This window comes from Ensifer canadensis, assembly GCF_017488845.2.
Taxonomy (GTDB): Bacteria; Pseudomonadota; Alphaproteobacteria; order Rhizobiales; family Rhizobiaceae; genus Ensifer; species Ensifer canadensis.
In genome coordinates, this window is sequence record NZ_CP083370.1 from 3,065,100 (window position 1) to 3,087,369 (window position 22,270).

General features: G+C 61.9%; 16 protein-coding genes and 2 pseudogenes. 13 read left to right on the forward strand and 5 right to left on the reverse strand.

All coding sequences use genetic code 11. The features are described from left to right. Positions 1 to 18 precede the first annotated feature (18 nt). The 3 genes and pseudogenes from J3R84_RS15065 to J3R84_RS15070 form a co-directional block, all read right to left on the reverse strand. Entirely contained in the window at positions 19 to 1,920 is a 1,902-nt protein-coding gene (locus J3R84_RS15065; protein ID WP_113568242.1) for a peptidoglycan L,D-endopeptidase MepK, read from the reverse strand. A gap of 180 nt (positions 1,921 to 2,100) precedes the next feature. Then, positions 2,101 to 2,322, reverse strand: a pseudogene (locus J3R84_RS39020) (helix-turn-helix domain-containing protein); the annotation flags it as partial. A gap of 68 nt (positions 2,323 to 2,390) precedes the next feature. Then, positions 2,391 to 3,642, reverse strand: a pseudogene (locus J3R84_RS15070) (sigma-54-dependent transcriptional regulator); the annotation flags it as partial. A gap of 188 nt (positions 3,643 to 3,830) precedes the next feature. Here J3R84_RS15070 and J3R84_RS15075 point away from each other — a divergent pair. From J3R84_RS15075 to J3R84_RS15085, 3 genes are read left to right on the forward strand one after another with little or no spacing between them, the layout of a single operon-like run. Beyond that, positions 3,831 to 5,690, forward strand: a complete 1,860-nt coding sequence (locus J3R84_RS15075; RefSeq protein ID WP_025424799.1) for a M3 family oligoendopeptidase — start codon at positions 3,831 to 3,833, stop codon at positions 5,688 to 5,690. A 60-nt stretch (positions 5,691 to 5,750) separates the two neighbouring features. Further along, the gene (locus J3R84_RS15080; protein ID WP_025424800.1) at positions 5,751 to 6,911 is read left to right on the forward strand and encodes an aminodeoxychorismate synthase component I; all 1,161 of its coding nucleotides are present in this window, start codon (positions 5,751 to 5,753) and stop codon (positions 6,909 to 6,911) included. Further along, positions 6,908 to 7,534: an aminotransferase class IV family protein gene (locus J3R84_RS15085; protein WP_025424801.1), complete on the forward strand. Its 627-nt coding sequence runs from the start codon at positions 6,908 to 6,910 to the stop codon at positions 7,532 to 7,534. Before J3R84_RS15080 ends, J3R84_RS15085 begins: the two co-directional genes overlap by 4 nt. Here J3R84_RS15085 and J3R84_RS15090 read toward each other — a convergent pair. Continuing rightward, entirely contained in the window at positions 7,499 to 8,449 is a 951-nt protein-coding gene (locus J3R84_RS15090) for a GGDEF domain-containing protein (RefSeq protein ID WP_025424802.1), read from the reverse strand. The two genes, J3R84_RS15085 and J3R84_RS15090, sit on opposite strands and share 36 nt — an antisense overlap. Positions 8,450 to 8,611: 162 nt before the next feature. Between J3R84_RS15090 and J3R84_RS15095 the strand changes: the two genes are divergently transcribed. The 8 genes from J3R84_RS15095 to J3R84_RS15130 all read left to right on the forward strand — a co-directional run bounded on the left by J3R84_RS15095 (position 8,612) and on the right by J3R84_RS15130 (position 18,119). Further along, positions 8,612 to 9,490: a heme-dependent oxidative N-demethylase family protein gene (locus J3R84_RS15095; protein ID WP_373688529.1), complete on the forward strand. Its 879-nt coding sequence runs from the start codon at positions 8,612 to 8,614 to the stop codon at positions 9,488 to 9,490. Between the two features lie 143 nt (positions 9,491 to 9,633). Further along, positions 9,634 to 11,085: a homospermidine synthase gene (locus tag J3R84_RS15100; protein WP_025424804.1), complete on the forward strand. Its 1,452-nt coding sequence runs from the start codon at positions 9,634 to 9,636 to the stop codon at positions 11,083 to 11,085. A gap of 171 nt (positions 11,086 to 11,256) precedes the next feature. Beyond that, positions 11,257 to 11,625: an outer membrane lipoprotein Omp10 gene (gene omp10 / locus J3R84_RS15105; RefSeq protein ID WP_025424805.1), complete on the forward strand. Its 369-nt coding sequence runs from the start codon at positions 11,257 to 11,259 to the stop codon at positions 11,623 to 11,625. A 333-nt stretch (positions 11,626 to 11,958) separates the two neighbouring features. Next, positions 11,959 to 13,806 carry a bifunctional metallophosphatase/5'-nucleotidase gene (locus tag J3R84_RS15110; RefSeq protein WP_025424806.1) on the forward strand — a complete coding sequence of 616 codons (1,848 nt, stop codon included), beginning with the start codon at positions 11,959 to 11,961 and terminating at the stop codon, positions 13,804 to 13,806. A gap of 115 nt (positions 13,807 to 13,921) precedes the next feature. Further along, positions 13,922 to 14,959 carry a ferrochelatase gene (gene hemH, locus J3R84_RS15115; protein WP_025424807.1) on the forward strand — a complete coding sequence of 346 codons (1,038 nt, stop codon included), beginning with the start codon at positions 13,922 to 13,924 and terminating at the stop codon, positions 14,957 to 14,959. Between the two features lie 101 nt (positions 14,960 to 15,060). Further along, the gene (locus tag J3R84_RS15120) at positions 15,061 to 16,059 is read left to right on the forward strand and encodes an SPFH domain-containing protein (protein WP_025424808.1); all 999 of its coding nucleotides are present in this window, start codon (positions 15,061 to 15,063) and stop codon (positions 16,057 to 16,059) included. A gap of 3 nt (positions 16,060 to 16,062) precedes the next feature. Continuing rightward, the gene (locus tag J3R84_RS15125) at positions 16,063 to 16,521 is read left to right on the forward strand and encodes an NfeD family protein (RefSeq protein WP_025424809.1); all 459 of its coding nucleotides are present in this window, start codon (positions 16,063 to 16,065) and stop codon (positions 16,519 to 16,521) included. 152 nt (positions 16,522 to 16,673) lie between these two features. Continuing rightward, entirely contained in the window at positions 16,674 to 18,119 is a 1,446-nt protein-coding gene (locus J3R84_RS15130; protein ID WP_025424810.1) for an outer membrane beta-barrel protein, read from the forward strand. A gap of 114 nt (positions 18,120 to 18,233) precedes the next feature. On the opposite strand, the gene galU is transcribed toward J3R84_RS15130, so the two are convergent. Continuing rightward, positions 18,234 to 19,121, reverse strand: coding sequence for a UTP--glucose-1-phosphate uridylyltransferase GalU (gene galU, locus J3R84_RS15135; RefSeq protein WP_025424811.1), 888 nt, complete (start codon positions 19,119 to 19,121; stop codon positions 18,234 to 18,236). Positions 19,122 to 19,515: 394 nt separating this feature from the next. On the opposite strand from galU, the gene J3R84_RS15140 reads away from it, so the two are divergent. Together J3R84_RS15140 and J3R84_RS15145 are read left to right on the forward strand one after the other, a co-directional pair. Continuing rightward, complete coding sequence (locus J3R84_RS15140; protein ID WP_025424812.1) at positions 19,516 to 20,736, forward strand: lytic murein transglycosylase; 1,221 nt, start codon at positions 19,516 to 19,518, stop codon at positions 20,734 to 20,736. Positions 20,737 to 20,837: 101 nt separating this feature from the next. After that, positions 20,838 to 22,058: an SGNH/GDSL hydrolase family protein gene (locus J3R84_RS15145; protein ID WP_225906338.1), complete on the forward strand. Its 1,221-nt coding sequence runs from the start codon at positions 20,838 to 20,840 to the stop codon at positions 22,056 to 22,058. Positions 22,059 to 22,270 lie beyond the last annotated feature (212 nt).

Sequence of the window (22,270 nt, forward strand, 5' to 3'; positions counted from 1 at the left end):
GTCTTATTTGCTCGAAACTCAGTTGGTGCTGAACTTCTTCACTTCCATGAAGTTGACGGCGTTGCCGCTGAAGCGGGCCGTATCGACCGTTGTTCCGGCCGTGCTGTTGAAGCCCGCAGCATAAACAGTCGTCGGGGCCGTGCGCAGCGTCTTGCTGACGAAGCGCGGTGCCTTCACGGGCTTGGAAAGCGTCGCGACGCGGCCGGCAGAAAGGGCCCATTCGGAGATGATCTTCTGCGTCAGCTTCGGCTCGGTGCGAACCGACGAACGGGTCGCGGCGTCGGCATCATGCTTCTTCGGACGACCACCTTTTGCCGGGGCTTCGGCCTGGGTGTCGAAGGCGCCATCAAAGGCATTGGCGCGGCCATTCGTCGAGGCCTGCGGCGCATAGGCGGCCATTTCGACCGGCTGGGCGACTGGCTCGCGCTCTGCCTGTGTCGGCGCGGCAAGCGCGACGCGTGTCGATGCCTGGGCCGTGGTATCACGCGGCGGCTCGGCCGAAGCCAGAACCGGGCGCTCTGCAAAGGCAGGCACGGCAACCTTGGCATCCGCGACAGCGGCAAGAGCCGCATCACCCGCCGGGCGCATGGCCGGCACCGGCACGAAGCCAAGTGCCTGCATGTCCGTTGCCAGCGGATCGACCGATGCCACAAGGGTCTCGCCGGCAGCAGCGTTCACGCCACCCCGATCGAGCATCTGCGGGACCGGCACCTTGACCGAGGTCAGATCGGCAAATTCGCTCGGCATTTCCGGCGTCTGCGGCAGGGCGGCAGCAAGCGCGTCCTGGGCCGCGTTCTTCTGCGGCGCGACCAGGGCCACGGCTACGCCGCCATTTTCAGGCGCATCCTTGAAGGCCGGACGAACGGCCGGAACCGGTGCATTGATGTTCTGATCGGCTGTGGTGGTCTCGGCTGTGGTGGTCTCGGCTGTGGTGGTCTCGGCTGTGGTGGTCTCGGCTGCGACCGAACCGGCAACACCCGGAAGTGCTTCCTGGGCGGCAGGTGCCGACGCCGTCTGGACCTTTGCCGGAGTGGCTTCTTCATCGCCGGGGCCGGCCGCGATTGCCGAGGGTTCTTCATCCTCGTCGCCGCCACCGCCAAAGAGCATGGCGAACAGGTTACCGCGGCGCTTGCCGCCCTCGGCATCGCCCGCACCCTTGGCGCCACCACCGGCAACTTCGATCGCCGAGGCGCCGACGCGACGCTTGTAGTCGGCAACAGCCTGGTTATAGCCCGGCAGCGGCTTGCCGTCGGACGGAACGTGCATGGTCTTGCCGTCGGGGAAGAGACGGGCCAGTTCGTTGCGGGTCATGCGCGGCCAGGCGCGAACGCCGCCGACATCCATGTGAACGAACGGAGAGCCTGAGGTCGGGTAGTAGCCGACGCCACCGACCTGGAATTTCATGCCGATTTCGCGCACCGTCTTCAGCTTCACGTCGGGAATGTAGAAGTCCATCGCCTTGCCGAGCATGTGCTGGCTCTTCTTGGCAACGCCCTTGGAGCGCGAACGCAGCATGCCGTTGGTGGCCGGCGAACGATAGGCCGAAACGACGTGGATATAATCGCGCGAGCCACTCTTGGTGTAGACTTCCCACACGAGGTCGAGCAGGCGCGGATCCATCTTGGTCGGCTCGTTGCGACGCCAGTCGCGCAGGAACCGGTTGATCTGCTGCAGGCCCTTCGGGTCATAGCGGCCGTTGCGCTTGAAGGTGATCTGCGCCTTTTCCTGCGTGTGGATGAAATAGAGCTTCAGCGTACGCGTCTGGCCGGCGGCCTCGACGGGAGGTGCCATGCCAGGCGTAACCAGAGACACCGCAAGGGCGATGGATGTCAGAACCTGCGGCACCTTACGGGTCATCGCCGAGCAGAGTCTGCTAGCTAAGGAGCCGAGAGGCTTCTTAAAACTGAACAAATTTGGCATTCAATCCCCGTCCGACGGACAACCGTGCTTCGCTGTCTCAGATGACTGTCAAATAAGGTGACAGGATGGCATATATGCCACAGTCGTCACCGCCCCTTATAATATAGTGAACACTTCACTAACAAGGTCTAAACGGCGGTGACGGAATCGCACGGCTAGTGAGGCGTGAATGCGTCGATTTTATGCCGCCTCACGCAAGGGATTGTCGGGATCGATGCCGTAATCCTTGAGTTTGCGGTAGAGCGTCGACCGGCCGATACCGAGTTTGCGCGCCACCTGGCTCATCTGGCCCCGATAGAATTTCAGCGCAAAACGAATCAGTTCCTCCTCGACTTCGGCGAGTTTGCGCACGTCTCCGCCCTCATCGACGCTGGCAATTGCGTTCTCCATACGGCCATCATGCGTGGCATCGGCCTCCATCGATTTCGCCGTGCTGGCAAAATCGGGATAGACGCTTACGGCCGGATCGGCAGCGGCGGTGCGCTCGGGGCCGGCATCGCCCCAGGAGAAACCGCTGCGGTCGGAAACGACGTAGCCGGGGATCTGCGTGGCGATCTGCGGGAAGTCCTTGACCGTCAGATCGTTGCCGTCGGCCAGAACGACCGCACGGAAGATCGCGTTCTCCAGCTGGCGGATGTTGCCCGGCCAGTCATAGGCGGTGAGCAGCGCCATCGCACCGCTCGAAACGGTGAGCGGCGTGCTGAGCCTCTGCTCGGACGCAAACCGGTCGACGAACGAGCGCACCAGGACCGGGACGTCCTCCTTGCGCCGGCGCAGCGCCGGAATGGTGATCGGGAAGACGTTGAGACGATAGTAGAGATCCTCGCGGAACCGGCCTTCGCGCACCTCGTTGATGAGGTCCTTGTTGGTGGCCGAGATCAGTCGCACGTTGACCCGGTGCGGATGGCGCGCGCCGATCGTCTCGATCTCGCCCTGCTGGACCGCACGCAGCAGCTTCACCTGCACTTCGAGCGGCAGGTCGCCGATCTCGTCGAGGAACAGGGTGCCGCCGTCGGCGTCGACGAACTTGCCGCTGTGCTTTTCGGTGGCACCGGTAAAGGCGCCCTTCTCGTGGCCGAAGAGAATGCTCTCGACCAGATTGTGCGGGATGGCGCCACAGTTGACGGTGATGAACGGCTTGCCCGAACGGTCGCTGGCCGACTGGATCGCCCGCGCCACCATTTCCTTGCCGACGCCGGATTCACCCTCGAGCACGATCGGAATGTTAGACTGCGCAGCCCGGCGAGCGAGATCGATCACCCGGATCATCGCCGGGCTGGCCGAAACGACGTCATCGAAACCGACGGCACCGCCGCGCGGGCGGCGCGAGGTTTTGACCTTGCCGTCGCGGCTCGCCATCTTCAGCGCGTTGCCGAGCGCCACCGACAGCCGCTCCGGAGAAACCGGCTTGACCAGGAAGTCGAAGGCACCGGCCTGCATCGCTTGCACGACGGTTTCGATACCGCCCTGCCCCGTCTGCACGATGACGGGCGTATCGACGCCCCGTTCCGCCAGCGCATCGAGAAAGCCGTGGCCGTTCATTTCGGGCATCAGCAGATCGAGAAGGATGACGTTGATGATGCCGCCCTTGCGCTCGAGCAGCTCCAGGCCACTGCGGCCATTGTCGGCGAGATGCGCGACATGACCGAGACGCTCGATCATGTTCGTCAGCAACCGGCGCTGCACCGGATCGTCATCGATGACAAGAATGTGTGATGTCACGGAAGCCTCCTGCTTTGGACACGCGGTACTTTTTGGCCAACGTCATGTGCCAAATCACGTCAGGCATCTGTGCCATAAAGGGCTGAACATCATCTTTTGAGAAATGCTTGCATTTTATCCATTGGCGGCGATAGCAATGGAACCCATATCGCTTGCCTCTTCCTGCCACGAACGAGAGAAATCCGACGATGACCTTCCGCACCTTCGCCCTCGAGAAAACCATCGTCCGTGCCGCCACCGGCCCCGCCCAAGGAGCTGTGGCCGAGCTCGGCGATCTGCCCTCCTGGCGGCTGGAGGATCTCTATCCGTCCGCAACCTCTGATGCATTCCGTTCCGACATGAAGAAGGCCGAGGCGGACTCGATTGCGTTTGAGGCCAAGTGGAAAGGCAAGCTTGCCACCGCTGCGACGAAAGCCGGCGACGAAGGCATCGGTGCTGCCGTGAAAGAATTCGAAGCGCTGGAAGACATCATGGGGCGCATCGCGTCCTTTGCCGGCCTGACCTATTTCTCCGACACCTCCAAGCCGGAAAACGGCAAGCTCTACGGCGACGTGCAGTCGAAGCTGACCGATATGTCGGCGCATCTCCTGTTCTTCTCGCTCGAACTCAACCGCATCGACGATGCGGTGATCGACGCAGCGCTTACCAACGACAGCCTGGCGGCGCACTACAAGCCCTGGCTACTCGACCTGCGCAAGGACAAGCCCTACCAGCTTGATGACAAGCTCGAGCAGCTGTTCCTCGAGAAATCGATGACCGGGCCAGCCGCCTTCAACCGCCTGTTCGACGAGACCATGACGTCGCTGACCTTCACCGTCGACGGCGAGACGATGCCGCTCGAAATGGCCCTGAACCTGCTGCAGGATCCCTCGACCGAGGTGCGCAAGAAGGCGGCGATGGCGCTTGCCGAAACCTTCAGGGCCAATATCCGCACCTTCACGCTGATCACCAATACGCTCGCCAAGGACAAGGAAATCTCGGATCGCTGGCGCGGTTTCGAGGATATCGCCGACAGCCGGCACCTCGCCAACCGCGTCGAGCGCGAGGTCGTCGATGCGCTCGCGGAAGCGGTGAAGTCAGCTTATCCGCGCCTTTCGCACCGCTACTATGCCATGAAGGCGAAGTGGCTCGGCATGGAACAGATGGAGTTCTGGGATCGCAACGCGCCGCTGCCGGAAACGCCGAATGCGCTGATCTCCTGGAACCAGGCGAAGGATACGGTGCTTTCGGCCTACCATGCCTTCGCCCCAGAGATGGCCGCAATTGCCCGCCGCTTCTTCGATGACCGCTGGATCGATGCGCCGGTGCGCCCCGGCAAGGCCCCCGGCGCCTTCGCCCACCCGACCGTTCCCTCCGCGCACCCCTACGTGCTCGTCAATTATATGGGCAAGCCGCGCGACGTAATGACGCTTGCCCACGAACTCGGTCACGGCGTGCACCAGGTGCTCGCCGGCGAGCAGGGCGCGCTGATGGCCTCGACGCCGCTGACCCTCGCCGAGACGGCATCGGTGTTCGGCGAAATGCTGACCTTCCGTGCGCTTCTCGACCAGACCAAGGACAAGCGCGAGCGCAAGGCCATGCTCGCCCAGAAGGTCGAGGACATGATCAATACGGTCGTGCGCCAGATCGCCTTCTACGAATTCGAGCGCAAGCTGCACATGGCCCGCAAGGAAGGCGAACTGACCGCCGAGGATATCGGCAATCTGTGGCTTTCGGTGCAGGCGGAAAGCCTCGGGCCGGCGATCCGGATTTCCGAGGGCTACGAGACCTACTGGGCCTATATCCCGCACTTCATCCACTCGCCGTTCTATGTCTATGCCTATGCTTTCGGCGATTGCCTGGTGAACTCGCTCTATGCCGTCTACCAGAACGCCGAAAAGGGCTTCCAGGCAAAGTATTTCGAGCTGCTGAAAGCCGGCGGCACCAAGCACCATTCGGAATTGCTCGCTCCCTTCGGCCTCGATGCCACCGATCCGTCGTTCTGGGCACAGGGTCTGTCGATGATCGAGGGGCTGATCGACGAACTCGAGGCGCTTGATAAGGCGTGATCCGGCGCGGGCCGAGCCCGCGCTCCAGAGACTTTCAAGGAAAAGTGCGAAGCGGCATCGATGAACGAAAACGCACCTTTTGTGCTTTTCCGGGACGACAGCGAAAATCGGACCACGGTTTTCACTGATCCGGAGCGCGTCGTCACGGCGCGGACCAAAGCCGAATTCCGCCGCGGCCTCGCCGAGCTTGAGCGTGCACATGCGGCCGGCAAATGGATTGCCGGCTTCATGGCATATGAGGCGGGCCATATCTTCGAAGAGAAGCTGAGCCCCTTTGCCGAGGAGGGGGGGCGCGAAACGCCGCTGATGTCCTTCGGCATCTTCGACGCACCGAGCGACGACCATCCGCTTGGCGAGCCGCAACGTCGGATGGAGAACGAGCCTTTCCTTGCCGAGCCGCGTGCCGCCTGGGATTTTCCCACCTATCGCGAGCGGTTCGACCGCCTGCATCAGCATCTGCGCCAGGGCGATTGTTATCAGGCGAACCTGACGATGCCGATCCGCGCCCGCTGGACGGGCGATCCGCGCGCCGCCTTCTGGTCACTGATCGAACGGCAACCGGTAAAATACGGCGCGCTCGTCGTGCTGGATGGTCCGATCCTCGTCTCGCGCTCGCCCGAGCTCTTCTTCCGGGTCGACGCTGACCGATGGATTGAGACGCATCCGATGAAGGGCACCGCAAAGCGCGGCGCGTCGGCTGAGGAGGACGCCGAGATCATTGCTGCCATGCGCACTGACGAGAAGACCCAGGCCGAAAACCGCATGATCGTCGACCTCTTGCGCAACGACATCTCGCGCATCACCGAGGTCGGAACGCTCGACGTCCCGAAACTGTTCGACATCGAGACCTATCCGACCGTTCACCAGATGGTCAGCCATGTCAGGGCCAAGCTGCGGCCGGATGTCGGCATCACCGATATTTTCGCCGCACTCTTTCCCTGCGGCTCGATCACCGGCGCGCCGAAGATGCGGGCGATGGAAATCCTGCACGATCTCGAAGACGGTCCGCGCGACGCCTATTGCGGCGCAATCGGCTTTATCGCGCCGAACGGCATCATGCGCTTCAGCGTGGCGATCCGCACCATCTCGCTGTTTGCCAATGGCGAGGCCGTCTTCAATGTCGGCGGCGGCATCGTCTTTGATTCCGGCGCCCAGTCCGAATATGACGAATGCCTGCTCAAGGCGCGGTTTGCCATCGGCGATGCCGAGATCGCCCGATGACGGATTTTTCCCTGATCGAGACCCTGCGCTACGAACCCGATGTTGAATTCGTTCGCTTGAGGTTACATCTCGCCCGGTTGAAACGATCGGCACGAAGATTGGGATTTGCCGGCGCCGAGCGGGCGCAGGCGGAGCTGCAAGCCGCCGTCCAGGGTGCAACAGGCCCGCTACGGGTCCGCCTGACGCTTGACCGCAACGGCACCGTCGCCGTGACCACGGCAACTTTCACGCCCCTTGCAGAAGACACTGTCTGGCGCGTGCGTTTTGCTCAAACGCGGCTCTCTTCCGAAGACAAGCTGGTGCGGGTGAAGACCACCCGGCGCGACATCTACGAGACGGCACGCGCTGAATACCCGGCAACCGAGGTCGACGAAGTTCTTCTCCTCAACGAAAAGGGCGAGGTCTGCGAGGGAACGATCACCTCAATCTTCCTCGACGATGGCAGCGGCACGCTGAAAACGCCGCCGATCGCCTGCGGGCTTCTGGCCGGCGTGCTCCGGACGGAACTCATCTGCCAGCGACGGGCGCGCGTCGCCCGCCTGTCGCTCGACGATCTGGCAAAAGCCGAGCTCTATGTCGGGAATTCGCTACGGGGCCTGATCCGGGCGAAGCTCTGGGTCTGAACCCGGCAAGGTGTACCGCTTTACCCGGTCGCGCCCGTCGCGCTTGGCGAGATAGAGCGCCTCGTCGGCGCGGGCATAAATGTCCTTGACGCCGTCGCCTTCCCGATACTCGGCCAGCCCCACCGAACAGGTGTAGTAGAACTCCGGGATACTCGCGAGCGGCCTGGCGCTGCGCACCTTGTCGAGCAAGCGGTCGAGGATCATGTTGCCTTCGCTGATCGTGGTGTCGGGCAGGATCAGCATGAACTCCTCGCCGCCGATGCGGCCGAAGCAATCGGAGCGGCGCACGAACTCCTGCATCTGGCGGGCGAAGTCGAGCAGAACCTCATCGCCCTGATGGTGGCCGTAGCGATCGTTGATCGCCTTGAAATAGTCGATGTCTATGATGGCGACGCAGCCCCACATATGCGGGTTCTGGGCGCAATTGGCGATGAATTCACCGAGCCGCCCCATGGTATAGCGCCGGTTGGGCACATTGGTGAGTTCATCGACCTGCGAGGCGCGCAGCGCGAAATCGCGATCCTGCCTTAGCGCGCGCTCCTCGACGCGAATGGTAGTGATGTCGACGGCGACGCACAGCATCCACCCCCTGGCATCGACCGTTTCCGTCATCCACAGCCAGCGGCCGTCATGCAGGTCGGTCTCCATCGCCCGAAACGGGATCTTGCCGCGCCGATTGATCGTTGAGGCTATCCAGGCATTGATGTCGCTGGTCGAGAGCACGGTTCCGCGACCGGCGGCATGGTTGCGCCGCATGATTTCCGCCCAGGTCGGCGCCTCGTCGGCCTCGATGAAATAGGCAGCGCGAAAGGCATCATTGGCAAATTGCAGCCGGTCGTGCTGATCGTAGAGCGCCATCAGCACGGGTGTTTGGGCCTGCAGGCCCATCAAGGTCTTTATATGGTCGCCGGTCACGTTCAGTCTGCGACGCCTCCAGGTCGGGGAAGGAAACAACAATCATGGCGCGTAGCGGATGATTGTATCAAAGCTATAGCACGAAGTCCTTGTGACAAGCTTCGGCCCATGCGAAACGAAAGGGAATATGGTTAAATCGCGAGAATGATCCGGTCATCCCGCATGAAACACACGCCCTACGACGGCTCCTCCAAGCCCTTTACGATCGGCCTCACGCAGCTCGATCCCGATCGCTGGATCGAGCCGGACGTCCAGCTGCAGCACTATCTCGACCAGAAAGCCCAGTTGCTCGCACAGTCCCGCGACGTGGTTTTTGCCGCCGACGACCGGACGCAGGACGCGCAGAGCGAACTGCTGCAGATCCTGTCCGACTATCTGCCGACACGGTATCCCGACATCTACTGTCGGCAGGACGAAACAATGATGGTCGGCGGGCGACGGGTGCCCTTGTCCGGCGACGACGCGCTTGTGCTAGCGGGCTCGCTCGTTCAGGACGACCTGGCGATCATGCAGCGCGACGACCGCGGCTGGCGCCTTGGCGCCGCCTACATCGCCTTCCCCTCGTCCTGGTCGCTCGCCGAAAAGTTCGGGCGCACCATGGACGAGATCCACGCCCCGGTCCCCGGCTTCGGAGACGGCACGCGCAACGCCGAACTCATCAGCCGCATGTTCGATAACCTGCCGCCTGGCCGCTTCGTCGAACGCTTCAACTGGGCCGTCAATGTCGACGGCTCCCTGCATCTGCCGAAGCCCAAATCGGAAGGGGTGTCGGCCGGCGCGATCGAGCTGACCGAAGAGCGCACCTTCATCCGCGTCGAGCGCCAGACGTTGCGCAAGTTGCCGCGAAGCGGCGCGATCGTCTTCACAATCCGGATCTATTCCGATCCCCTGGCGCTGTTGCGACAGCGGGCGGATGCGGGAACTTTGGCCCTTTCCTTCATCGAGCAATTGCGCTCTCTCGACCTGCCGCAGGCGGCCTACAAGGGCCTCGTCAGCAAGCGGGACGCTCTCATTTCGGCCCTCATTTCCATCGCCGGTTAAACAATATCGCAGATCAGCGTTGACCCGGCGGCCCTTTATTGTGACAGCAAACTATGCTCTAGGGCCTATCACACGGCGCGAGCCTCATTTTCAGACACTTTCAACACCGTCACTGGGAAAGTTTCCTCAGGAGTAAGACCAAAATGGCAGACACCACCTATCCGGTTTACGGCGAGATCACCGGCCCGATCGTCATGATCGGCTTCGGTTCGATCGGCCGCGGCACCTTGCCGTTGATCGAGCGCCACTTCAAATACGACAAGAACCGGTTGATCGTGGTCGAGCCGCGCGAGGATGCTGCCGACAACGAGATCTTCGAGCGTCATGGCGTCCGCCACGTTCGCGCCCATGTGACGAAGGACAACTATAAGGAGCTGCTGAAGCCGCTCCTGACCGAAGGCGAAGGCCAAGGCTTCTGCGTCAACCTGTCGGTCGATACCGGCTCGCTCGACCTGATCAAGATGTGCCGCAAGCTCGACGTTCTCTACATCGACACCGTCGTCGAACCGTGGCTCGGCTTCTACTTCGATGCCGAAATGGACAACGCCTCGCGCACCAACTATGCCCTGCGCGAAACCATGCGCAAGGAAAAGGAAAAGAACCCGGGCGGCACCACGGCCGTTTCGACCTGCGGCGCCAACCCGGGCATGGTCTCCTGGTTCGTCAAGCAGGGGCTCCTCAACCTCGCCAACGACCTTGGCGTGAAATACGACGAACCGCATCAGGACGACCGCGAAGGCTGGGCGAAGCTGATGAAGAAGGTCGGCGTCAAGGGCGTGCACATCGCCGAGCGCGACACCCAGCTGACCAAGAAGCCGAAGCCGCTCAACGTCTTCTGGAACACCTGGTCGGTCGAAGGCTTCATCTCCGAAGGTCTGCAGCCGGCTGAACTCGGCTGGGGCACCCACGAAAACTGGATGCCGAAGAACGCCAAGAAGCACAAGAAGGGCTGCAAGGCGGCCATCTATCTGGAGCAGCCGGGTGCCAACACCCGCGTGCGCACCTGGTGCCCGACGCCTGGCCCGCAATACGGCTTCCTCGTCACCCACAACGAGTCGATCTCGATCGCCGACTTCTTCACCGTCCGCGACAAGGACGGCGAAGTTACCTATCGCCCGACCTGCCACTACGCCTACCATCCGGCCAATGACGCCGTCCTTTCGCTGCACGAAATGTTCGGCAACGGCGGCAATTCGCAGCCAGTCCATCATGTTCTTGACGAGAAGGAACTCGTTGAAGGCGTCGACGAACTGGGCGTCCTGCTCTACGGCCATGACAAGAATGCCTACTGGTTCGGTTCGCGCCTGTCGCTGGAAGAGACCCGCCGCATCGCCCCCTACCAGAACGCCACCGGCATGCAGGTCACCTCTGCGGTGCTCGCGGGCATGGTCTGGGCGCTCGAAAACCCGAAGGCCGGCATCGTCGAAGCCGACGAGATGGACTACAAGCGCTGCCTCGAAGTGCAGCTGCCCTATCTCGGCCCGGTCGAAGGACACTACACCGACTGGACCCCGCTCGACGGTCGCCCGGGCCTGTTCCCGGAAGACATCGACACCAAGGATCCCTGGCAGTTCAAGAACATCCTCGTTCGCTAAACCGCTGACATTGCGAAGCATCCGGCCCGGGGCATTTCTGCCCCGGGCTTTTTTTGTTCATATGGGAAAAGCCCGGCGCGCCGGCCCGACCACTCTTGCTTTCAACTCTTGATCGCGGCATGGTTCGGCGAAATGAAACGGACGCTCGGCACAAAGCGAGGGAAATCGCCAATGAAGCCATTCGCAATTCTGACCCTTCTCGCGACCGCCGCGACCCTGGCCTCCTGCCAGTCGTCGCCCCGGGAAGCCGGAGGGGCACCGCCCGCTCGCCAGGCAACGGGTGTCGAAGGCTCATGGACGGATCCGAACGGCATCGTTTCGACCTTTGCAGGCGGAACCTTCTCGACCCGCACCACCGACAGCAACCAGCTGCTGGCTTCCGGCAACTACGTGAAGCTCAGCCCGACACTCGTCGAGATCAACATGACCTCGCTGGTGCGCAACACCCAGTCCAAGGTCAATTGCGCGCTGGTCACACAGAGCCAGCTCAATTGCACCACCGATGCCGGCGCCCAGTTCTCGCTGGCGCGACGCGGCTGAGACAAGCTTCGAGCACGGATCAAAGCTCCCGCTAGGGGGCTTTTTTTGTGCATTCGTATGACTTAACCCTACTGCATGTTTCCCTAAATCGAAGCCGATTTAGGGGGAAAAACATGCAGCAATTCAAAGCGCTACAGCGACCTTTGCGCGCCTGAAAAGGCGCGCGGCGCTGTAGTTGCAGATCCGGCAACCGGAGGATGGTTTTAGTGCTTGAAGTCGCCCTGAAGTGATGAAAACATTCGCACCGGCAAAGCCACCCCGGCCGCGGGGACCGGACCCGCTTCGGCGGGTCTGAAAGCGGCCGGCAGACAACAGGCAAAACAGGAGAACATCATGATCAGACACATACGGACCGGCCTGATGACCGCGTCCATTCTTGCCCTCTCCTCGGGCGCAGCCTTCGCCGATTATGAACTGAACATCCTGCACATCAACGATCTCCACTCCCGTATCGAATCGATCAACAAGTTCGATTCGACCTGCTCGGCCGAAGAGGAAGGCAAGAACGAGTGCTTCGGTGGCGTCGCCCGCCTGAAGTCTCTGATCGACCAGAAACGCCAGGATCTGTCCGGCAAGAACGTCTTGCTGTTGAATGCCGGCGACAACTTCCAGGGTTCGCTGTTCTTCACCACCTACAAGGGTCTGGCCGAAGCCGAATTCCTCAACCTGATGAAGTTCGACGCGATGACGGTCGGCAACCATGAATTCGACGAGAGCGAAGATGGCCTTGTCGGCTTCCTCGATAAGATCGAGTTCCCCGTCGTCACCGCCAACGTATTGCCCAGTCACAAGTCGAAGATCGGTGACCGCATCAAGCCGTCGATCGTTCTCGAAGCCGGCGGCCAGAAGATCGGCATCGTCGGCGCCGTCGCCAACGATACGCCCGAACTCTCCTCCCCCGGCCCGGACATCCTGATCGGTGACGACGTCGCCACCACGACTGCCGCGGTTGAAGAGCTGAAGAAGCAGGGCGTCGACAAGATCATCGCGCTCACCCATGTCGGCTACCCGCGTGACCTCGCCGCGATCGCAAAGATCCCCGATGTCGACGTCGTCGTCGGCGGCCACTCCCACAGCCTGCTGTCGAACACCGACGCAAAGGCCGAAGGCCCCTACCCGACGATGGTCGACAACCCCGGTGGCTACAAGGTTCCGGTCGTCCAGGCCGCCTCCTATAGCAAGTACCTCGGCGATCTCGTCGTCACCTTCGACGACAACGGCGTGGTGAAGGCTGCCAAGGGCGATCCGATCCTGGTCGATTCTTCCGTCAAGCCGGATCAGTCCGTTTTGACCCGCGTGGCCGAACTCGCCAAGCCGATCGAGGAGCTGCGCTCCAAGATCATCGGCAAGACCGAGGCCCCGATCGACGGTTCGCGTGACAATTGCCGGGCCAGGGAATGCGAAATGGGCAGCCTCGTTGCCGACGCCATGCTCGACCGCGTCAAGGGCCAGGGCGTGACGATCGCCATCACCAATGGCGGTGGCCTGCGCGCCTCCATCGATGCCGGCGACGTTTCGATGGGCGAAGCCATCACCGTGCTGCCGTTCCAGAACACGGTTGCGACCTTCCAGCTCAAGGGTGACGGCATCCGTGCCGCGCTTGAGAACGGCCTCAGCAAGCTTGAAGAACCCGGCGGCCGTTTCCCGCAGGTGGCCGGCATGAAATATTCCTTCGACAAGTCGAAGGAAGTGGGCAGCCGCGTCGTCTCGGTCGAGGTAAAGGAAGGCGAAGGCTTCGTGCCGCTCGATCCGGCAAAGACCTATTCGATCGTCACCAACAACTACATGCGCAATGGCGGCGACGGCTACGCAATCTTCAAGGACAAGGGTGAGAACGCCTACGACTACGGTCCGGGCCTCGAAACCGTTCTGGCCGACTATCTCGCCGCGCACCAGCCGTTCAAGCCCTACACGGATGGCCGCATCACCGAAGTCGCTGCAGCCGCCGGCGCCACGACTGCCGAACCGGCAACGGCAACGCAGCCTGCAGCCGACGCCGCCGCGAGCGCGACGGCCTCCGGTCCGCAGAAGCATGTCATCGCCAAGGGCGACACGCTTTGGGATCTCGCCAAGGCGTTCTACGGCGATGGTGCGCTCTGGGCAAAGATCTCCGCGGCCAACGGCAAGCCCGCTCCGCGCCACCTGCATGTCGGAACCGAACTGGAGATTCCGGCAAAGTAAGACAATTTGCCTCTCCTTCGAGAGCCGGCGCGGGCTTCCCCGCACCGGCTTTTCTTCTTAGAAGGACGTGACGAAAAGTGCATGCACCTGCTTATACGTGACCACGAGGACCGAGATGACCAACGCGCCCGCCGCGACCGCCCAAAGCGATCACCCGACCGTTAAATCCGGAAAGGTCGGCGTTCTGCTGGTCAATCTCGGCACGCCCGATGGCACCGACTACACCTCGATGCGCCGCTATCTCAAGGAGTTCCTCAGCGATCGCCGCGTCATCGAATGGTCGCGGTTGTTCTGGTATCCGATCCTCTACGGCATCGTGCTCAACACCCGCCCCGGCAAGGTCGGCAAGGCCTATGAAATGATCTGGAACAAGGATCTGAACGAAAGCTACCTGCGCACCTATACCCGCAACCAGGCGACCTTGATGGCGGAAGCCTTCGCCAATCAGCCGCACATCGTCGTCGATTGGGGCATGCGCTACGGCCAGCCGTCGATCGCCTCGCGCATGGAAGCCCTGCAGAAGGCCGGATGCGAACGCATCCTCTTGTTCCCGCTCTATCCGCAATACGCCGCGGCAACGACAGCCACCGTCAACGACAAGGCATTCGAAGCCCTGCTCAAGATGCGCTGGCAGCCGGCGCTGCGCACCGTTCCGCCCTATCATGACGATCCCGTCTATATCGACGCGCTGGCAACTTCGATCACGCGGCATCTGGCGACACTCGACTGGGAGCCGGAAGTGGTGCTCACCTCCTTCCACGGCATCCCGAAGAGTTACTTCGAAAAGGGCGATCCCTACTATTGCCAGTGCCAGAAGACCGCGCGTCTGCTGCGCGAAAAGCTCGGGTGGTCCAAGGACAAGCTGCAGGTAACCTTCCAGTCCCGCTTCGGGCCGGAAGAATGGCTGCAGCCCTATACCGACAAGACGGTCGAGAAGCTGGCGCAGGACGGCGTCAAGCGCATCGCCGTGATCAACCCAGGCTTCGTTTCCGACTGTCTGGAAACGCTCGAGGAGATCGCCGAGCAGGCGGCCGAGAGCTTCCATCACAATGGCGGCGAAAAGTTTGCACATATCCCCTGTCTCAACGACAGTGCCGAGGGCATGATGGTTCTCGAGCATGTCGTGCGCCGGGAGCTAAGCGGCTGGCTTTGAAGCCGAAATCTGCGACGACCGCTTGAAATAGACTGACCGATGCCCACGTCTGGGTTAGAGTGTCACTTCAAACTGGGGTTGTGATCATGGGGGACGTGTCTTTGGGCGGATTTGATATTGCGGTCATCGCATTGGTGGTCTTGGTGATCTTTGTGATCATCACCATGGTCAAGACGGTGCCGCAGGGCTATCGCTATACGGTGGAGCGCTTCGGCCGCTACACCAAGACGATGGAACCGGGTCTCAACATCATCATTCCGTTCATCGACCGGATCGGCGCCAGGATGAACGTGATGGAGCAGGTCCTCGACGTTCCGACCCAGGAAGTCATCACCAAGGACAACGCCAGCGTGTCGGCCGATGCCGTCGCGTTCTACCAGGTGCTCAACGCCGCCCAGGCTGCCTACCAGGTGTCCGATCTTCAAAACGCCATTCTCAACCTGACCATGACCAACATCCGCTCGGTCATGGGGTCGATGGACCTCGACGAACTTTTGTCGAACCGCGACACCATCAACGACAAGCTGTTGCGCGTGGTCGATGACGCCGCCAACCCCTGGGGCATCAAGATCACCCGCGTCGAACTCAAGGACATCGCACCGCCGAAGGATCTCGTCGACGCCATGGCTCGGCAGATGAAGGCCGAGCGCGAGAAGCGCGCCCAGGTGCTGGAAGCGGAAGGGTCGAGAAACGCGCAGATCCTGCGTGCCGAAGGTGCCAAGCAGTCGGCCATCCTGCAGGCCGAAGGCCAGCGCGAGGCCGCCTTCCGCGACGCCGAGGCGCGCGAACGTCTGGCCGAGGCCGAGGCCAAAGCGACACAGATGGTGTCGGCGGCGATCGCTGCCGGTGACGTCCAGGCGATCAACTACTTCGTCGCCCAGAAATACACCGAAGCGCTTGCTGCGATCGGCACTGCCAACAACCAGAAGATCATACTGATGCCTATGGAAGCGTCCGCGCTGATCGGCTCGCTCGGCGGCATTGGCGCAATTGCCAGGGAAGTGTTCGGCGACAACCAGGCGCCAGCCCCCCGGCAGCGCCAATCGACGACACCGCGCACCGGCCCGGCGTCCGATCCGTTTGAACCTCAGGGACAATAGGCGATGGTCCAGCGCATCATCCTTGAACTCGGCCCCTGGAGCTGGTGGGTTCTCGGTCTTGCACTGCTGGCGGCCGAAGTCGTCGCACCCGGCGTTTTCCTCGTCTGGATCGCCATTGCCGCGCTCATCACCGGCGTTCTGTCGCTTTTGCTGTGGGACACTGTCGTCTGGGGCTGGCAGGTTCAGTTCGTCGTCTTCGCGCTTCTGTCCATCGTCGCCGTTCTCCTTGGGCGGCACTTCATCTCCTCGTCTTCCAGGGAGACGGACGAACCGCTGCTCAACCAACGGGCCCAAAGCCTCGTCGGCCGAACCGCCGTGCTTGAAAAGCCGATTGCCGAGGGCCACGGCCGCGTGCGTCTGGACGATACGATCTGGATCGTCGAGGGGCCCGATCTGCCCGCCGGTACGCGCGTTCGCATCGTTGCCAGCCACGGGCGCAACCTGACGGTCGAGAGCGCCTAAAGCGCCGCGACCGTTCAGATGCGCGTGCTGCGCTTTAAGCTCTTGTTTTTGCGCATGTCGTTAACGCGTTTTTGCCGTTTGGAAACGATTGGTTAACCACGCGGCTTTACGATTGCGAAAGGATTGCAATCAGGCTCGCGGACAAACGGCAGATGGTGCCAGACAACACTCGCTCGATCGGAAGAGACGCGCGGCGTTTGACGCTGGTGGCGTTGCTGCTGGCCGGCACCGCGATGGCCGCTCCGCTTTCGGCGCATGCCCAAACGGTGACGAACGCCGCCGTGCCGACGACCCCTGGCATCGTTGCCCCCGGCACAGCAACCGCAGCACCGGCGATCGCCGATCCGCAAACGACGGGCGCCGTCAGCACCGACGATCTGTCTCCGGCCTCGGACGAAGACCTCATCCGTCTCAACCGCCGCGAACCAACGATCGATGGATTGCGGACGCGAATAGAGCCGGAAGACGACCGCGCACCCGGCGTTCGCATCGGCACATTCACGCTGCGGCCGGAAATCGGCGAGACGATCAACCATGAATGGCGCAACAACGGCAACAACAACAAGCAGAACCGCGGTTATCTGGAAACCGGCATCCGCGGCACCCTGACGTCGGATTGGTCCCGCCACGAACTGACGGTTATCGGCGCTGGCGTGTTGCAGAACAACATCTCCGGCGAGGGCGAGGAAGAGCCTCGCGCTGACATCGACGCGGAACTGCGCCTCGATCTCTCAGATGAAACCGTTGCGCGTCTTCGGGCAGGCTACAGCTTCGACCGTGAGGACGCCGACGATCCGAACGCGATCTCGAATGCCAAGACACAATCGGGCGTCAACACCTATCGGCTCGGCGCTGCCATCGAGCGCGACTTCGGCCTCATCCGCGGATCGGTCGGGCTCGAATTCGAACGGCAGACCTATGGCGACGTCGAGCTGGAAAACGGCACGACGATGTCGGTCGAAGACCGAAACCGCAACAACGGAACCCTGACGGCGCGCGTCGGCTATGAAATGTCACCGGCACTGATCCCGTTCATCGAGGCCGCGGTCGGCGGGTCGATCTACGATCTTCGCCAGGACACGCTCGGCTTCGAGCGCTCCTACCAGAGCTACGCGACACGTGGCGGTCTGGAGGTCGACCTTGGCGAGAAGCTCTACGGCGAGATCGCCCTTGGCTACGAGACCTATCGTTTCGAAGATGACCGGCTCAGCGACGTCAGCGGCCTGTCCGTCGACGGCCGCCTCAACTGGTCGCCGCAACGCGGTACGGATGTGCTCTTCGGGCTATCGACCGGTCTCGACCCGTCGACGACAGCGGGCGTTTCCGGATCGATGGACTATGCCTTGACCAACATCATCACCCACGAGATGCGCTCCGATCTGGTTGCACGACTGTCCAACACCCTGATCATCCGCAAATATCCGTCAGACTCCAGTTCCCTCGACGAGACAACCTGGCGCACCGGCGCAGGCCTCACCTGGGATATGAACCGTTACCTCGCACTAATCGGCGATGTCAGCTATGAGCGCACCACGCCCGACGTCGGCGATACGACCGACATCACCCGCGTCGGCGTCGGTCTTGTGCTGCGGCGTTGAGTAAAAGCAGAGAGGCCGCCATGCATAAAGGCCGGGCGGCAATGCGCATTTCCACACAAAGAAAAAGGCCGCGCCCGTGGGGGACGCGGCCTTTTCGTTTCGGTTGAACCGGGATTACTTCAAGCTGCTCAAAAGCGCCTTCAGCGGGCCCTCCACGATCGGGCGGATATCGGCGCGCTCCAGCGCGAAGGCGACGTTGGCGAGGATGAAGCCATCCTTGGCGCCACAGTCGTAGGTCTCGCCGCGGAAATGATAGGCGGCGAACTGCTGGACCTCCGAAAGCTTCAGCATCCCGTCGGTCAACTGGATCTCGTTGCCGGCGCCACGCTCCTGTTTCTCCAGGATCGGGAAGATTTCCGGCTGCAGGATGTAGCGGCCGTTGATGAAGAAGTTCGACGGCGCCGTTCCCGGTGCGGGCTTCTCGACCATCTTGGTGATCTTGAAGCCGTCGCCGACCTTGTCGCCGACACCGACGATCCCGTATTTGTGGGCCTGGTCCGGTGCGCATTCCTCGACTGCTATGACGTTGCCGCCGCTCTGTTCGTAGAGCTCGACCATGCCCTTCAGGCAGCCCTTCTCGCCCTTCATGATCATGTCGGGCAGCAACAGCGCGAAAGGCTCGTTGCCGACCAGCTCGCGGGCGCACCACACGGCATGGCCAAGGCCGAGCGGCGCCTGCTGGCGGGTGAAGCTCGTCGTGCCGGCCTTCGGCAGAATGGTGTCGAGAAGCTCGATCTCGATCTTCTTGTTGCGCTCGCGCAGGGTCTGGTCGAGTTCGACCTGGATATCGAAATAGTCCTCGATCACGGCCTTGCTGCGGCCGGTGACAAAGATCAGGTGCTCGATACCAGCTTCCATCGCCTCGTCGACCACATATTGAATGACCGGCTTGTCCACCACCGTCAGCATTTCCTTCGGCACGGCCTTGGTGGCCGGCAGGAAACGCGTGCCCAGACCAGCGACCGGGAACACGGCTTTGCGGACTTTACGCTTGTCGGTCATCGGTACCTCCTTCATTCGGATTTCAATCCTGAGTGTTGCTGTTAAAATCCTTAAATCAAAATCAATTTAAGGAATCGTGCAGCGCTTTGCAGTGCGGCGGCAATCTCTACGCAACGATGTGAACGCACGCTGAACCGGGACGAAAAAAATGCAGATACGGACGGTACTCGCATTTTCTTCCACGGAAGACGCAATGGCCTTTTCATGGTAAAGGGTTTGTTGACCACGTTTCTGTAGATTCGCCTTAATCCGGCGCTGCATCGACTGCGGCCGGATCCGAGAACAGGAACCGCCGGCGGTCGCCGAACCGCAAGGCTGGCTCCAGACTGCCACCATGCGGAAATGTCCCGGCTATGACGGCTGAGGCTCCGCAGAGAAACGGAACCGACAGCTGATGATCAGAAACCGCAGGACGTTTTTCCGTCATATCGCAGCCGCCTTCGTCCTATCCGCCGTCGCGCTTGGCACCTCCCCCGCGCGCGCCGATGCCGGATTCCAGAATTGGATCAACAACTTCTATGCCACGGCTGCAAAGAGCGGCATCACCCAGGCGACCTATCGCAAGGCCTTTGCCGGCGTGAAGACACCCGACGCCACCGTGATCGAAAAGGCCAATTACCAGCCTGAGTTCAAGCACAAGATCTGGGAATACATCGATTCCCGCGTCAACCCCTACACCAAGCGCGTCGGCCAGGAGATGGCCGCCAAGCACGCCCGCACGCTGAATTCGATCGAAAAGCACTTCGGCGTCGACAAGACGATCCTGCTGGCGATCTGGTCGATGGAATCGAACTACGGCGCCGTTCTCGAAAAGGACGACCGCCTGCACTACGTGCCGCGGGCGCTCGCAACCCTTGCCTATGCCGATCCCAAGCGCGCGAAATTCGCCAAGACCCAGCTGATTGCCGCACTCAAGATCCTGCAGAGCGGCGACATCACCCCGCGCGAACTGACCGGCTCCTGGGCCGGCGCCATGGGACACACGCAATTCATCCCGACCAGCTATCTGCTCTACGCGGTCGACGCTGATGGTAACGGCCATCGTGACATCTGGAATTCGGTGCCCGACGCGCTTGCGACCGCCGCCAACCTTTTGAAGAAGAACGGCTGGCAAGCGGGCGAGACCTGGGGCTACGAAGTCGCACCACCGGCCAACGCCGCGAAATATTCCGGACAGACGAAGACGCTTGCCCAGTGGGCAGCACTCGGTTTCCTCCGCCCGAACGGCAAGGGCTTCCGCAACGGCAATTCGCGGGCCGAACTGAAGCTGCCGAGCGGCGGTAACGGTCCAGGCTTCCTGATGACCAAGAACTTCTTCGTCATCAAGCGCTACAACGCGTCGGACAGTTACGCGCTCGGCGTCGGTCTTCTTGCCGACCAGATCGCCGGTTATGCCGGAATGCAGCAGCGCTGGCCGCGACCGGACGGTTCGCTCGATATCAGCGAGAAGTTCGAATTGCAGAACCGCCTGAAGGAACTGGGTTATTACAGCGGCGAAGTCGACGGCAATTTCGGATCCGGCTCCAAGGCTGCGATCCAGGAGTTCCAATCGAAGAACGGCCTGGCGCCGGACGGCGAGCCGACACAACATCTGCTGCGCGCCCTGCGCAACTGACGCGCACGCCCGAAACGCGACGGCGGCCTTGCGGCCGCCGTCCGTTCGATGGATGATCAGATATGCATGCGAAAACCAAGGCCCGGATGACAGGGGGCGCAATGCCCTGGAGGACGGCGACGATGATCATCGCCGCAGCTGCGATGCTGTTCGTCGGCTTTGCCGCAAGTTATGCGGAAGCCCAGCAGAGGGTGCAGCGACGCAATCTCTTCCAGATGCTGTTCGGCGGCCTCACGCGCGAACGCCGCGTAATCGACGAGCGGTACGAGTTTCCGCAACAGCCGCGCCCGAGGCGCGCCCGCCAAAGCCAAACCCCGCAACGACAGAAGGCTCCGGGCCAGCAAAAGGCAAAGCCCGCCATTGCCGATGCGGCGCCGGTGCCGCAGCCGGTTGAAAAGGCGCCGGACTCCAAGAAGGTTCTGGTCGTCGGCGACTTCATGGCCGGCAGCCTCGGCGATGGCCTGAAGACCGCATTCGAGATGACGCCCGGCATCACCATCGAGACGCGCGCAAGCGGCTCGTCCGGGCTGGTGCGCGAGGACTATTTCAACTGGCCGGTGACGCTGCCGAGCTATGTGGGCGAGATCAAGCCTTCCGTCATCATCATCAGCCTCGGCGCCAACGATCGTCAGCAGATGCAGATCGGCAGCACCAAGGAAAAGTACCGCACCGATCTTTGGACCGAGGAATACCGCAAACGTGTCCATGCGCTAGCAGAGTTGGCACACAAGGAAAAACTGCCGGTCCTGTGGGTCGGCATGCCGCCGTTCCAGTCCGCCGCGATGACCGCCGACATGGTGACGTTCAACGGCATCTACCGCGAGGAAGTCGAAAAGGTCGGTGGCCAGTTCGTCGACATTTGGGACGGTTTCGTCGACGAAGGCGGCAAGTTCGTGCTGACCGGCTCCGACATCAACGGCCAGCAGGTTCGATTGCGCGGCGCCGACGGGATCAACCTGACCAAAGCCGGTAAACGCAAGCTCGCCTTCTACGTGGAAAAGGACATTCGCCGCCTGCTCGGGGATGCCGCGGCGACCGACAAGGACGTGCCGGGCGCCGATGGGCTGAAGGACCTTGTGGTTACCGCGCCGCTTGCCAACGAGGACATCGTCAAGACGCAGCCGATCGGCCTCACCGATCCGGATCTCGACGGCGCTGCAGCACTGCTCGGCGATGCCGCACCCAACAAGGGCACAGGCAAGAGCCCGCGCGACCGACTGGTCGACAAGGGGGATGTTGCCGCGGCACCTGTCGGCCGTGTCGACGATTTCCGCCTCGCCAAGCCTAGTACGGTCATCAGCAATCCGGTGATCCGGAACTAACACTTTTTCGAGCGGCTGCGTGCGACAACCATCGTCACGGCGATCGCTTCGCCTAGAGCGTTTCCGATTTGGACGGAAGCGCACAGATGCTCTATCTCTTTGTTTTTACGCATTTCCTGACGGAAAGCCGCTTCGCACTTTTCCTGGAAATTCCCTAAAGCAAAAGGGGCCCCACGATGAACCGGCGGAGCCCTTTTTGCACTTGGGAGCAA